The following is a 12815-nucleotide window of genomic DNA, read 5'->3' as shown; positions in this document are numbered from 1 at the left end:
TGGGACACCTACCGTGGAGAGAGTCCTTTACAACGTCGAAAGGTGCCGAGAATGACCGACGCCGCCGTCCGTCCCACCACGCCCGCCACGAGCACGCGTACCCCCGTCGGGGGCGCCCCGACCGCCGCCCACACCGCGGCGGAGGCGTCCGAAGCCCGCATCGACGTCGAGCGGGTCACCGACCTGCTGCTCGGCACCTGGGGCGATACCCGCCGCCAGGCGCGCGAGATGATCAAAGACCCCGCGCTGTGGCGCGACGACAGCCTGGGCATGGACGCGCACCGCGAGCGCACCCTCAGCCAGCTGCACCTTCTCGTGCAGAACAAGGCCGTTCACCGCGCCTTCCCCAAGCACCTGGGCGGCGAAGAGAACAACGGTGCGAACATCGCCGGCTTCGAGGAGCTCGTCGCCGCCGACCCCAGCCTGCAGATCAAGTCGGGCGTGCAGTGGGGCCTGTTCGGGTCCGCCGTGCTGCAGCTGGGCACGCGTGAGCACCACGACAAGTGGCTCCCCGGCATCATGAGCCTCGAGATCCCCGGTGCCTTCGCGATGACCGAGACCGGTCACGGCTCGGATGTCTCGGCGATCGGCACGACGGCGACCTACGACCCCGAGACCGAGGAGTTCGTCATCCACACGCCCTTCCGCGGAGCGTGGAAGGACTACCTCGGCAACGCGGCGGTGCACGGCAAGGCCGCGACGGTGTTCGCCCAGCTCATCACCGACAACGTCAACCACGGCGTGCACTGCTTCTACGTGCCCCTGCGTGACGACGAGGGCAACTTCCTCCCCGGCATCGGCGGAGAGGACGACGGTCTCAAAGGTGGTCTGAACGGCATCGACAACGGCCGTCTGCACTTCGACCACGTCCGCGTGCCCCGCACGAACCTCCTCAACCGCTACGGCGACGTCGCCCCCGACGGCACCTACTCGAGCGAGATCGCCAGCCCCGGCCGCCGTTTCTTCACGATGCTCGGCACCCTCGTGCAGGGTCGGGTCTCGCTCGACGGCGCCGCCGCGTGGGCGTCGGCCATCGGCCTCATCATCGCGATCACCTACGGAAACCAGCGTCGCCAGTTCGACTCCGGCGCCGGCACCCCCGAGGTGACCCTGCTCGACTACGGCAAGCACCAGCGCCGTCTGCTCCCGCGCCTGGCGACGACCTACGCCGAGATCTTCGCGCACGACGAGTTCCTGCAGAAGTTCGACGGCGTCTTCAGCGGACGCCTCGACACGGATGCCGACCGCGAAGACCTCGAAACGCTCGCCGCCGCGCTCAAGCCGCTGTCGACGTGGCACGCCCTCGACACCCTGCAGGAATCGCGCGAGGCGTGCGGCGGACAGGGCTTCCTCTTCGAGAACCGTCTCGTGGGCCTGCGCGCCGACCTCGACATCTACGTCACCTTCGAGGGCGACAACAACATCCTGCTCCAGCTCGTCGGCAAGCGTCTGCTCGCCGATTACGCCAAGCAGTTCAAGGGCAAGGATGCCAAGCAGCTCGCCGCCTTCGCCGTCGGTCAGACGGCGGGCAAGCTCTTCCACGGTGCGGGCATGCGCCAGCTGGGCCAGGCCGTGAGCGACTTCGGCTCGACCGCGCGGTCGGTGGAGAAGGGGCTGCGCGCCGATCAGCAGCACGAGCTGCTCGCCGGCCGCGTCCAGCAGATGATCGCCGACATCGCGGGGCGCCTGCGTCCGGCATCCAAGCTGTCGCGTGAAGACGCGGCCGCACTGTTCAACGAGAACCAGGCGCAGCTGATCGAGGCGGCGCGCGCCCACGGCGAGCTGCTTCAGTGGGAGGCGTTCACCGACGCCGTCAATCGCGTCACCGACCGCGACACGCTGAAGGTGCTCACCTGGCTGCGCGACCTGTTCGGTCTGCAGCTGATCGAGAAGCACCTCGCCTGGTACCTGATCAACGGGCGCCTGTCGACGCAGCGCGGCGCGGCCGTGTCGAGCTACATCGACCGGCTCTGCGCGCGGCTCCGTCCCCACGCGCAGGACCTCGTCGACGCGTTCGGCTACGGCCCCGAGCACGTCCGCGCCTCGATCGCGTCGGGCGTGGAGGACGACCGTCAGAACGAAGCGGCCGCCTACTACGCGGCCCAGAGGGCAGCGGGCACCGCTCCGGTTCCGGAGAAGAAGCCCGCGAAGTGACGCGCGAGGCGGGCGGCGGCAGGAGGGGGGCGCCGCCGTCCGCTTCGCGCTCGGGCGCGGTCCGTCCGATGTCGGAGCCCCGCTCTAGCCTGGAGACATGAGCGACCTATTCACCGGTTCGGACGGCGTCCTCCGCTGCGCGTGGGCCGGTGCCGACGCGGAGTACCAGCGTTACCACGATGAAGAGTGGGGAACGACGCTGCGCGGCGACCGCCCGCTGTTCGAGAAGCTCAGCCTCGAGGGCTTTCAGGCCGGTCTCGCCTGGATCACGATCCTGCGCAAGCGTCCGCGCTTCCGCGAGGTCTTCCACGGCTTCGAGCCGACGGCCGTGGCGCGGTTCGGCCCCGACGACGTCGAGCGATTGCTCCAGGATGCCGGCATCATCCGCCACCGCGGAAAGATCGAGGCCGTGATCGGCAACGCCGGCATCGTGGCGGGCATGGGCGAGGGCGAGCTCGACGCCCTGCTGTGGTCGTTCGCTCCCGCGTCACACGAGCCGCCGGCAACGTTCGCCGAGGTACCGGCCGTGACGCCGGAGTCGACCGCGATGAGCAAAGAGCTGCGTCGACGCGGCTTCCGCTTCGTCGGGCCCACCACGATGTACGCGCTCATGCAGTCCTCCGGAATGGTCGACGATCACGTGGCCGGGTGCTGGCGGGCGACCGCGTCCTGACCCTCTCCACGCGGTCGTGGCGCTCCGGGGAGCCTCGCACCGGTAGACTCGACCCAGGAGCTTTCGCTCCCCGCGTCGTCGAACGCACCGGCCCCTTCTTCTCGGGCCTTTGACCTTCACGGCGAACGGATGCGCCACCCGGCGCCTTCGCCCTTGCAGCCGCAGCATCGCGGCATCCCGAATCGCCGTGTGCGCCCGCGCCGCGGCTGGAGTATTCATGACGTCCCAGACTTTCGCCGACCTCGGCGTGCCCGCACCCCTCGTCGACGTTCTCGCCTCGCAGGGCAAGAACGACGCGTTCCCCATCCAGGCCGACACCCTGCCCGACACGCTCGCCGGTCGCGATGTGCTCGGCCGCGGAAAGACCGGCTCGGGTAAGACCCTCGCCTTCTCGCTGCCCCTCGTCGCCCGCCTCGCCGGCAAGAACGACCGTCGCCGCGGCCGCAAGCCCCGCGCGCTCGTGCTCGCACCGACCCGCGAGCTGGCCAACCAGATCGACGAGGTCATCAAGCCCCTCGCGGCCGCCTACGGCCTGGTCACCACCACCGTCTACGGCGGCGTCAATCAGAAGCGTCAGGTCGATGCGTTCAACGGCGGCGTCGACATCCTCGTCGCGTGCCCCGGTCGCCTCGAAGACCTCATCGGCCAGGGCCACGCGAGCCTCGACGACGTCGAGATCACCGTGCTCGACGAGGCCGACCACATGGCCGACCTCGGCTTCCTCCCCGGCGTGACGCGTCTGCTGTCTCGCACGCCCGCCGGCGGTCAGCGCCTGCTGTTCTCGGCCACCCTCGACAACGGCGTGGACAAGCTCGTCAAGCGGTTCCTCCGCAACGAGGTGCTGCACTCGGTCGACGAGGCGCACTCGCACGTCGCCGCGATGACCCACCACGTCTTCGCCCCCGCCGACGCCGACGCCAAGAAGGAGCTCGTTCAGACGCTCGCCTCGGGCACCGCGCGCCGCATCCTGTTCATGCGCACCAAGCACCAGGCCAAGAAGCTCGCGAAGGCGCTCACCGCGGCCGGCATCCCCTCGGTCGACCTGCACGGCAACCTTTCGCAGCCGCAGCGCGACCGCAACCTCGCCGCCTTCGGCGACGGCCGCGCCAAGGTGCTCGTCGCCACCGACGTGGCCGCGCGCGGCGTGCACGTCGACGGCGTCGAGCTGGTCGTGCACGTCGACCCGCCCGTCGAGCACAAGGCGTACCTGCACCGCTCGGGCCGTACCGCCCGTGCCGGCACCGCCGGCGATGTCGTCACGATCATGCTGCCCGAGCAGCGTCGCGACACCCTCGACATCCTGCGCAAGGCCAAGATCTCGGCCACGCCCACGCCGGTGACCCCGACCTCGCCCGAGGTCGTCGCCCTGGTCGGCGAGGTCGCCCCTTACGTCAAGCCCGAGCCGGTCGTCGCGCAGCCCCAGGGTGGCGGACGCTCGCAGGGCGCGAACGCTCAGCGCAAGCGCGCCGAGCGCGCGCAGGGTGGGGATGCCGCGTCGGCCGGTGGCGGCCGCCGTCGTCGCGGCCGCGGCGGCAGCGGCCAGTCCGCCGATGCGCCCGCCGTAGCGGGTCACGCGCCCCAGGGCGGTCGCGGCCAGGGCCAGCGCTCGGGTGCCGGCCGCGGCCAGGGCGCCGGCGGCGGACAGCGTGCCGGTGCGGGCGCCTCGCGTACGCAGGGCGCGGGCCGCTCGGCATCCGGAACTCCGACGACGGGCATGGTCGTCGGCGCGCGCAACCCTCGCACGAACCGCCGCGCGCAGGGCTGAGTCCATCGCATCGGTGCCCCCGCAGATCCGTCTGCGGGGGCACCGGCGTTTCAGGGGTCGCGCCGAACACGGCCGCGGATGCCGTGCGCGGCACGCCGTCGCCGACGGCCTCCGAGCGGCGCGCCGCCGAAACGCTCCGCCGTCGTGCACGCGCTGCCCCTCGACGTCTCGCGGATGTCGGAGGTCTCCGCCACACTGGGGGACGACCCGAGGAGCAGCGCATGAACGGTCCCGACACCCATGACGTCATCCGCGTGCGCGGTGCGCGCGAGAACAACCTGCAGAACGTCGATCTCGACGTGCCGAAGCGTCGATTGACGGTGTTCACCGGGGTCAGCGGGTCGGGCAAGTCGTCGCTCGTATTCGGCACGATCGCGGCCGAATCGCAGCGTCTCATCAACGAGACGTACCCGACCTTCGTGCAGCAGTTCATGGGCGAGCTGTCGCGGCCCGATGTCGACGCGCTCGAGAACCTCAGCGCCACCATCCGGGTCGATCAGGAGCGCATGGCCGCCAACGCCCGCTCCACCGTCGGCACCGCGACCGATGTGCACGCCATGCTGCGGGTGCTCTTCAGCCGGCTCGGGCAACCGCACGTGGGCTCGTCGCAGGCGTTCTCGTTCAACGTCCCGTCCGTCTCGGGGGCGGGGGCGGTCACGATCGCGACAGGGGCGAAGAAGGGGCAGAAGGAGCGCCGGTCGTTCGAGATCACCGGCGGGATGTGTCCCGAGTGCGAGGGCCTCGGCCAGGTCAGCGACATCGACCTCGACCAGCTCGTGGACCCGACGCGGTCGCTCAACGCCGGCGCCATCCTCGTCCCCGGCTACACCGCCGACGGGTGGATGGTGCGCGTGTTCAGCGAGTCGGGCTTCGTCGACGCCGACAAGCCTGTGGGCGAGTTCACTGAGCAGGAGCGACAGGACTTCCTCTACAAAGAGCAGACCAAGGTGCGCATCGCGAACACGAACATGACCTACGAGGGTCTCGTCCCCAAGGTCACTAAGAGCATGCTGCAGAAAGACCGCGACGCGCTGCAGCCGCACATCCGCGCGTTCGTCGATCGCGCCGTCACCTTCGTCGCCTGTCCGGCGTGCGGGGGAACGCGACTCAACGAAGGCGCGCGTTCGTCGCGCATCGGCGAGGTCAACATCGCGGATGCCGCGGCCATGCAGATCACCGATCTCGCCGCCTGGGTGCGCACGGTCGACGACCCGACGGTCGCTCCCCTCGTCCAGGGACTGCGCGAGACGCTCGACGCCTTCGTGCACATCGGTCTGGGCTACCTCTCCCTCGATCGCGCGAGCGGGACGCTGTCGGGAGGAGAGGCGCAGCGGACGAAGATGATCCGCCACCTCGGCTCGAGCCTCAGCGACATCACCTACGTCTTCGACGAGCCGACCGCGGGGTTGCACCCGCACGACATCCAGCGCATGAACGAGACGCTGCTGCAGCTGCGCGACAAGGGCAACACCGTGCTCGTCGTGGAGCACAAGCCCGAGGTGATCGAGATCGCCGACCACGTCGTCGACCTGGGCCCGCGCGCCGGGCGCGAGGGCGGCACCGTTCAATTCGAGGGCGATGTGGCGGGTCTCCGCGCATCCGAGACGCTGACGGGTCGTTTCCTCGATCACCGGGCGCGACTGAAGGACACCGTGCGCTCCGCCACCGGGGCCATGCCGATCCGCGGGGCGACGCAGCACAACCTCCGCGCCGTCGACGTCGACGTCCCCCGCGGGGTCCTGACCGTGGTGACCGGCGTCGCCGGGTCGGGCAAGTCGTCACTCATCCACGGCAACCTGCCCGCCTTCGACGACGTGGTCGTCGTCGATCAGACCGCGATCAAGGGATCGCGGCGCAGCAGCCCGGCCACCTACACCGGTATCCTCGACGCGGTCCGGGCCGCCTTCGCCAAGGCGAATGGCGTCAAGCCCGCCCTCTTCAGCGCGAACAGCGAGGGCGCGTGCCCCGCGTGCCGCGGCCTCGGGGTGATCGTGACGCAGCTGGGGTTCCAGTCGACGGTCGAGACGGTGTGCGAGCTCTGCGCGGGCACGGGCTTCTCCGACGACGTCCTCGAGTACACGCTCGACGGCAAGAACATCGCCGAGGTCCTCGCGATGTCGGTCGTCGAAGCGGGAGAGTTCCTCACGAAGGGGCCGGCCGTGGCCGTTCTCAGCCGCCTCCGTGACGTCGGTCTCGGCTACCTCACGCTCGGCCAATCGCTGAGCACTCTGTCGGGCGGAGAACGGCAGCGGCTCAAGCTCGCCATCTCGATGGCCAAAGCGGGCGCCGTCTACGTCCTCGACGAACCCACGACCGGTCTGCACCTCGCCGATGTCGACACCCTGCTGCGTCTGCTGGATCAGTTGGTGGATGCCGGCAACACCGTCGTCGTGATCGAGCACCACCAGGCGGTGATGGCGCACGCCGACTGGATCATCGACCTGGGGCCCGGCGCTGGTCGCGACGGGGGTGCCATCGTGTTCGAAGGGACCCCGGCCGAACTGGTCGCGGAGCGCTCGACCCTGACGGGGGAGCACCTGGCGCGCTACGTGGGGCCTGACCGGCGACGGGCGCTCGCGCCTTGACCGGCGGCGGGCGGAGAGCGAGCGCCTCAGCCGCGTGAGGGGAGCGTCGCGTCGTGCAGGTGGCGATCGCCGTGCGACAGCACCTTGACGATCACTCCGCGTCGACGCAGGTCGGCGACGGCGCGGGTCTCGTCTTCGCGGGTGAGTCCGAGCGCGTGCACGCTGGCGACCACGAGCACGTCGCCCCGGGTCAGCGTCCCGAAGAAGCGGTCGAGCCGGTTGGCCCACCCTTCGAGCGTTTCGGGCGCGGGGTGGCGGAACCCCTCGATCGGAACGCCGAAGCGCGTGAGGTCGTCGCGCTGCTGCTTGACCGTCGCCATGTCCGGGCGAGAGACCACGAGTCCGACTAAACGCGAACCAGCGGGACGCGCGCGCCACCAATCACGGTCGCTCTGCAGCTCGGTGAAGCACTTCGGGCAGTCGGCCGCGTCGTGCGCGAGCGGCACCGGATGGGTCCCGGCGGCATCCACGGATGACGGCAGCGTCGGGATCGAATCGCTCATGGAGACCTCCGCGTCCATTGTGCCGCACGACCCTGCGAATCCCCCCCCGCCGGGCCCCGCCGCCCCTGACTCCCGCGTCCCACTCCTGTCGGGGGATGTCCCAGAAAGCGCCGTCCGGGGTGCCCTCAGGCAGCCGAGAGTGGGACATGGTCCCCGGTAGGCGCACTGACCCCCCAACGCGCCTGCCGCGGGGCGCCAGACTGCGGCAAACACGGCGGGCCCGCCGCGACGCGCGCGACGGGCCCGCAAGAGCCGAGTCAGTGGGCGGAGTACCCGCCGTCGACCAGGTGGTAGCTGCCCGAGATGAACGACGCCTCATCGCTCAGCAGGAACAGCGTGAGAGCGGCGACCTCGGCGTCGGTGCCGAGGCGGCCCGTCGCGTGCTCGTTCTCGAGGTGGGTCAGCGCCTCGGGCGACAGGCTCGAGCGGACCAGGGGAGTGTCGATGAAGCCGGGGCCGACGGCGTTCGTGCGGACGCCCTGGGCGGTGTACTCGAGGGCCGCGACCTTCGTCAGGCCGATCAGCGCGTGCTTGCTCGCGACGTACGCGGCGTTCTGGGCGATGCCGACGGAACCCAGCACGGATGCCATGTTCACGACCGCCCCGCCCCCGGAGGCGACGATCGCGGGGAGCTGGAACCGCAGGCCGTAGAAGACGCCGTCGAGGTCGACGGAGCGCACGCGATCCCACGCCGCGATGTCGTAGTCGCCGATGTTCTGGGGTGCAGCGCCGATGCCGGCGTTGTTCACGGCGAGGTGCAGGCCGCCGAAGGTCTTCTTCGCGAAGTCCACCGCTGCCTCGGAGTCCTCCCATTTCGCGGTGTTCTGGGCGAAGGGGGTGGCGGCGCCTCCCGCGGCGGTGATCTCCTGGGCGACGCGCTCGGCGGCCTCGAGGTTGATGTCGGTGACGACCACCGAGGCGCCTTCCGCGCCGAGCTGCCGCGCGATCGCGGCTCCGATTCCGCTGCCTCCGCCGGTGACGAGGGCGACCTTCTGATCGAACCTGCTCATGGGGTCCTTCTCTCCCGCCGTCGAGTCGCCCCGGCTTTCGCGGCGACCGCATGCGCGTGAATGAAAACGCCCACGGTCGCCGCGGTATTCCGCCTCAGTCGCCGCCGTCGAGGCGCAATTCGAGGCTGAGCTGATCGGCGTCGAGCTCGGCGAGAGCGTGTCGAAGCGCCGCGGTGCTGAAGCGCCCGTCGCGGCTCAGATCGCCGAGGCGCTCGCGCATCGCCTCGATCGAGGCGAGTCGCAGCTCGAGCAGATCGTGCACCCGTGCGGTCGTGTCCTCGTCGTCGTCCGGAGGTTGCACGAGGCGGGCTCCCGCCCGCTCGATGAGGTCGGCCGGGAACGGCTCGCCGCTGCGCCGAGACAGCGATCCGGATTGCACCGCCGAGCTCGCGGCATCCCGGAGCTCGGCATTCAACGCCCTCTGCTCGTCGCGCGTGGGTCCCTCGCCGCCGTCGCCGGCGAGGCCGACGCCCCGCACGACGGCCGGAAGCGTCGCGCCCTGGAGGACCAGGCTGAACAGCGCCACGAGGAACGCGACGAAGATGAGCAGCGGGCGTTGCGGGGTGATCTCCGGAAGGGTCTGCGCCGCAGCCAGGGTCACGACCCCCCTCATGCCGGCCCACACGATCACGGTGCCGTGCCGAGCGGTCAGCGGGGAGTCGCGGTAGTAGTCGAGGTCGGCCAAAGTGCGCGAGATGCGCGTGCGCATCCAGCCGATGCGCCGCTCGGTTCGCACGGGGTCGGCGCCGCGTTCACCGAACTGCTCGGGCGCTTCGCGGTACGCCTCTTCGAAGCGGTCGAGGCGCTGCTGCGCCCCCTCGATGCGCCCTTGACGACGGTCGTGACGATGGCTGCGCCCGGCCTGCAGCCCGATCAGCCCCGTGACGTAGAGGGCGCGCACGAGCAGGACGATCCCCAGGGCCGAGAGCGCCAGCCACGTTCCGTGCCACAGGCCCTCGTGCTCCTTGAGGTTCGCACCGACGATGTCCTTCAGCTCGAGGCCGAACACGAGGAAGACCCCGCCCTCGAGGATGAGCTCGACCGTGCGCCAGTTCAGCCGGTCGCTGATGCGCTGCTCGGGCGTGAAGCGCCGTGCGGCGCCCTGCCCGGTGACGATGCCCGCGACCACCGCGGCGACGAGTCCCGAGCCGCCGAGGTGCTCGGTCGGCAGGTACGCGAGGAAGGGGATCGTGAAACTCAGGGCCGTGTTCGCGGCGGAGTTCGACACGCGCTCGCGTACGCGCAGGTTCGCCCATCCGATGGCCGCGCCCAGCACGAGCGCGATGACGACGGCCCAGGCGAAGTCGGCGAGAGCGTCGCCGAACGCGAATCCGGATGCCACGGCGGCCACGGCCGTGCGCAGCAGCACCAGGGCCGTCGCGTCGTTGAGCAGGCTCTCGCCCTCCAGCATCGTCACCACGCGCGAGGAGATGCCCAAGCGCTTGGCGATCGAGGTGGCCACGGCATCCGTGGGACTGAGGATGGCGCCCAGGGCGATCGCGAGAGCGAGGTCGAGGTCGGGGATGACGGCCCAGAAGAAGACGCCGAGAACGAGCGAACTGAACACGACGAGCAGCACCGAGAGCCCGGCGATGGGCGCGAAGTCGCGGCGGAACTCGATGGCCGGCAGCTGCACCGCCGCCGAGTACAGCAGCGGCGGGAGCACCCCGACGAGGATGACCTCGGGGTTCACCGAGAAGGGAGCGACGAAGGGCAGCAGGCTCACCCCGGCGCCGATCGCGAGCAGGACCAGGGGGCCGGCGACGTTGAAGCGCGGCCCGATCACCGTGGCGAGAGCGACGACCACCACCCCGGCGAGCACGAGGATGAGGGGATCGATCACGTCTCGAGGCTAGCCCTCCGCGCGCGGCGGTCCCCCTCAGCGAGCCAGCAAGCCGCTGGATCTCAGCCCTCGGCGCGCACCGCCTCGGCCACGGCCTGCATCCCCGTCCAGGTCTCGGCGAAGCTGGTCGACAGCGGCGAGAGGCCGATGCGCAGTCCGTGCGGGTCGCGGTAGTCGGGGATGACGTCGTCTTTCCACAGGCGAGCGGTCACGGCGCGCATGGCGGGGTGCGAGAGCGTGACGTGCCCGCCCCGCTCCGCCGCGTCGCGCGGGGAGGCGAGCCGGACACCGAGCGGACTCAGGATGCCGTCGGCCACCCGCACCGCGAATTCGGTGAGGGCGACCGACTTGGCGCGCACCTGCGCGATCCCGGCGCTCTCGAGAAGGTCGAGGGTGTCCTGCATGGCGATCATCGCCAACACCGGCGGAGTGCCCGACAGGAAGCGGCGCATCCCTTCGGCCGGGAGGTACTGCGGACCCATCGAGAAGACGTCGGCGGCGCCCATCCACCCCTGCACGGGCTGCGTCAGGCCGGCGTGGTGACGCGCGGCGACGTAGGCGAAGGCGGGCGACCCGGGCCCGCCGTTGAGGTATTTGTACGTGCAGCCGACGGCGAGGTCGGCCCCCCAGGCGTCGAGCTCGACGGGCACGGAGCCCGCCGAGTGGCACAGGTCCCACAGCACGAGCGCCCCGGCGCGGTGGGCGATCGCGGTGAGGTCGGCGCCGTCGGCGAGGAAGCCCGAGCGGTACGAGACGTGGCTCAGCAGCACGACCGCGGTGCGCGGGCCGACCGCGGCGCGGAGCAGGTCGGCATCCACTCCCCGTGTCGTGTCGACGTCGATCCAGACGACTCGCGCTCCGCGTTCGGCGGCGATCCCCTCGACGAGGTAGCGGTCGGTGGGGAAGTCGTCGCGACCGACGACGATCTCGATGCGCTCCGGGTCGCGGTTCGTCTGCGCGTCGAGGGCCGCACGCAGCATCTTGTACAGCAGCACGGTGGTCGAGTCGCCGATGACCGTCTGACCGGATGCTGCGCCGAGCGCCAAAGCCCCGATCCGGTCGCCGATCGCGAACGGCAGCTCCATCCACGCTTCGTCCCACCCGCGGATGAGGCGGCCGCCCCACTCTTCGGTGGCGAAGCGCGCGAGCCGGTCAGCGGTGGCGCGGGGCGGTCGGCCCAGGGAGTTGCCGTCGAAGTAGACCAGCGAGCTGTCGCTGCCCACGAACGCATCGCGGTGAGGGGCCAGGGGGTCGGTGTCGTCGAGTCGCTGCGCCTCGGCCGCGAAGGAGTGGTGCGGAACCTCGAGACGATCGACGGAGCCGAAATCGGGGGAGGGGTCAGTCGACACGGGTCAACTCCTCGGTCGGGACGACGCTCGCCCGGCTCAGCCAGGTCGCGACGTCGTCGTCATCGGTGGGGGCGGCGCCGGCGACGAAGGTCGACACGGCGTCGAGGGGACTCGAGCGGGGCCACGGGTCGGTGAGCGCGGACACGAGGGCGTCACCGCGTACGCCTGCCGCGGTGAGCGCGAGCAGCTCGCGCCGGTTCACGCCCACGGGGAGGGAGCCGTTGCCCAGATCGGTCCCGTACAGCACACGCCCGCCCCGGGCGGCGAAGGCGCGGAGATTGGCGATGGCGCGCTCCCGGTCGGCGCCGCGGTGGATGTCGAGCGTCGAGATCCACGCCTGGCCCGCGGCGACGGCGCGCGCGACGGTGCGCCGCGAGACGGGAGCGTCGAACGGCGTGTGCGCGAGTACGGACACGCCCGCCTCGATCGCGCGGTCCACCTGCCCGGGTCCCTGCGCGTGCGCGACGACCGGCAAGCCCCGCTCGGCGGCCGAGGCGATCACGGCGGCGAGGGTCTCGTCCGTCATCACCGGCCCGGCGTCGGCGTGGAGGGCGATCTTGATGACCGAGGCCCCGGCATCCGCCTGCTCATCCACCGCGGTGCGGACCCCGCCGTCGATTCCCGGATGCCGCGAGGCATCGGTGACGAATCGCACGATCGCCGCGGGTGCCCACGACCGACCGTCGGGGTAGCCACCGGGAACGGTGAGGAAGGCCCCGGCGAACGAGATGCGCGGAAGGCCGTCGGATCGTCGAGCGAGGGCGAAGGGATCGCCGCCGAGGTCGACGACGGCGGCGATCCCTCGACGCGGCAAAGTCGCGGAATCGATCAGGTGCAGGTGCACGTGATGATCGACGAACGCGGGCAGCGCGCTCCCCGTCTCAGCGGTGAGCGCGCGACGCACGGGCCACGCGGCGGAGAGGGTCACGCCGT

9 protein-coding genes are annotated in these 12815 nt (G+C 71.0%); 4 read left to right on the top strand and 5 right to left on the bottom strand.

All coding sequences use genetic code 11. The features are described from left to right. Nucleotides 1–51: 51 nt before the first annotated feature. From F9B98_RS04620 to F9B98_RS04605, 4 genes are all read left to right on the top strand, one after another. On the top strand, nucleotides 52–2154 hold the full coding sequence (locus F9B98_RS04620) for an acyl-CoA dehydrogenase (RefSeq protein ID WP_150953481.1): 2103 nt from the start codon (nucleotides 52–54) through the stop codon (nucleotides 2152–2154). Between the two features lie 97 nt (nucleotides 2155–2251). Then, entirely contained in the window at nucleotides 2252–2827 is a 576-nt protein-coding gene (locus F9B98_RS04615; protein WP_150953475.1) for a DNA-3-methyladenine glycosylase I, read from the top strand. Nucleotides 2828–3044: 217 nt separating this feature from the next. Further along, complete coding sequence (locus tag F9B98_RS04610) at nucleotides 3045–4592, top strand: DEAD/DEAH box helicase (protein ID WP_150953472.1); 1548 nt, start codon at nucleotides 3045–3047, stop codon at nucleotides 4590–4592. 221 nt (nucleotides 4593–4813) lie between these two features. Continuing rightward, nucleotides 4814–7177, top strand: a complete 2364-nt coding sequence (locus F9B98_RS04605) for an ATP-binding cassette domain-containing protein (RefSeq protein WP_150953469.1) — start codon at nucleotides 4814–4816, stop codon at nucleotides 7175–7177. Nucleotides 7178–7203: 26 nt separating this feature from the next. Here F9B98_RS04605 and F9B98_RS04600 read toward each other — a convergent pair whose 3' ends face one another. The 5 genes from F9B98_RS04600 to F9B98_RS04580 form a co-directional block, all read right to left on the bottom strand. Next, complete coding sequence (locus tag F9B98_RS04600) at nucleotides 7204–7680, bottom strand: dehydrogenase (RefSeq protein ID WP_150953466.1); 477 nt, start codon at nucleotides 7678–7680, stop codon at nucleotides 7204–7206. Between the two features lie 257 nt (nucleotides 7681–7937). After that, a complete protein-coding gene (locus F9B98_RS04595) occupies nucleotides 7938–8690 on the bottom strand; it encodes an SDR family NAD(P)-dependent oxidoreductase (RefSeq protein WP_150953463.1) in 753 nt (250 codons plus the stop codon). Nucleotides 8691–8784: 94 nt separating this feature from the next. Then, nucleotides 8785–10533 (bottom strand): cation:proton antiporter, encoded by a 1749-nt coding sequence (locus F9B98_RS04590; protein WP_225310218.1) that lies wholly within the window; start codon nucleotides 10531–10533, stop codon nucleotides 8785–8787. Between the two features lie 62 nt (nucleotides 10534–10595). Then, nucleotides 10596–11780 (bottom strand): kynureninase, encoded by a 1185-nt coding sequence (locus F9B98_RS04585; RefSeq protein ID WP_150955900.1) that lies wholly within the window; start codon nucleotides 11778–11780, stop codon nucleotides 10596–10598. A gap of 91 nt (nucleotides 11781–11871) precedes the next feature. Then, a complete protein-coding gene (locus F9B98_RS04580; protein ID WP_150953460.1) occupies nucleotides 11872–12810 on the bottom strand; it encodes a hypothetical protein in 939 nt (312 codons plus the stop codon). Between the last annotated feature and the right edge of the window lie 5 nt (nucleotides 12811–12815).

It is taken from the genome of Microbacterium testaceum StLB037 (assembly GCF_008763945.1).
Taxonomy (GTDB): domain Bacteria; phylum Actinomycetota; class Actinomycetes; order Actinomycetales; family Microbacteriaceae; genus Microbacterium; species Microbacterium testaceum_G.
The sequence above is the reverse complement of the archived record's forward strand: the minus strand, read 5'-3'. Positions and strand labels throughout refer to the sequence as shown.

Coding starts and splice junctions, on each gene's coding strand:
- F9B98_RS04620 (WP_150953481.1), top strand. CDS start 52: ATGACCGACGCCGCCGTCCGTCCCACCACGCCCGCCACGAGCACGCGT.
- F9B98_RS04615 (WP_150953475.1), top strand. CDS start 2,252: ATGAGCGACCTATTCACCGGTTCGGACGGCGTCCTCCGCTGCGCGTGG.
- F9B98_RS04610 (WP_150953472.1), top strand. CDS start 3,045: ATGACGTCCCAGACTTTCGCCGACCTCGGCGTGCCCGCACCCCTCGTC.
- F9B98_RS04605 (WP_150953469.1), top strand. CDS start 4,814: ATGAACGGTCCCGACACCCATGACGTCATCCGCGTGCGCGGTGCGCGC.
- F9B98_RS04600 (WP_150953466.1), bottom strand. CDS start 7,680: ATGAGCGATTCGATCCCGACGCTGCCGTCATCCGTGGATGCCGCCGGG.
- F9B98_RS04595 (WP_150953463.1), bottom strand. CDS start 8,690: ATGAGCAGGTTCGATCAGAAGGTCGCCCTCGTCACCGGCGGAGGCAGC.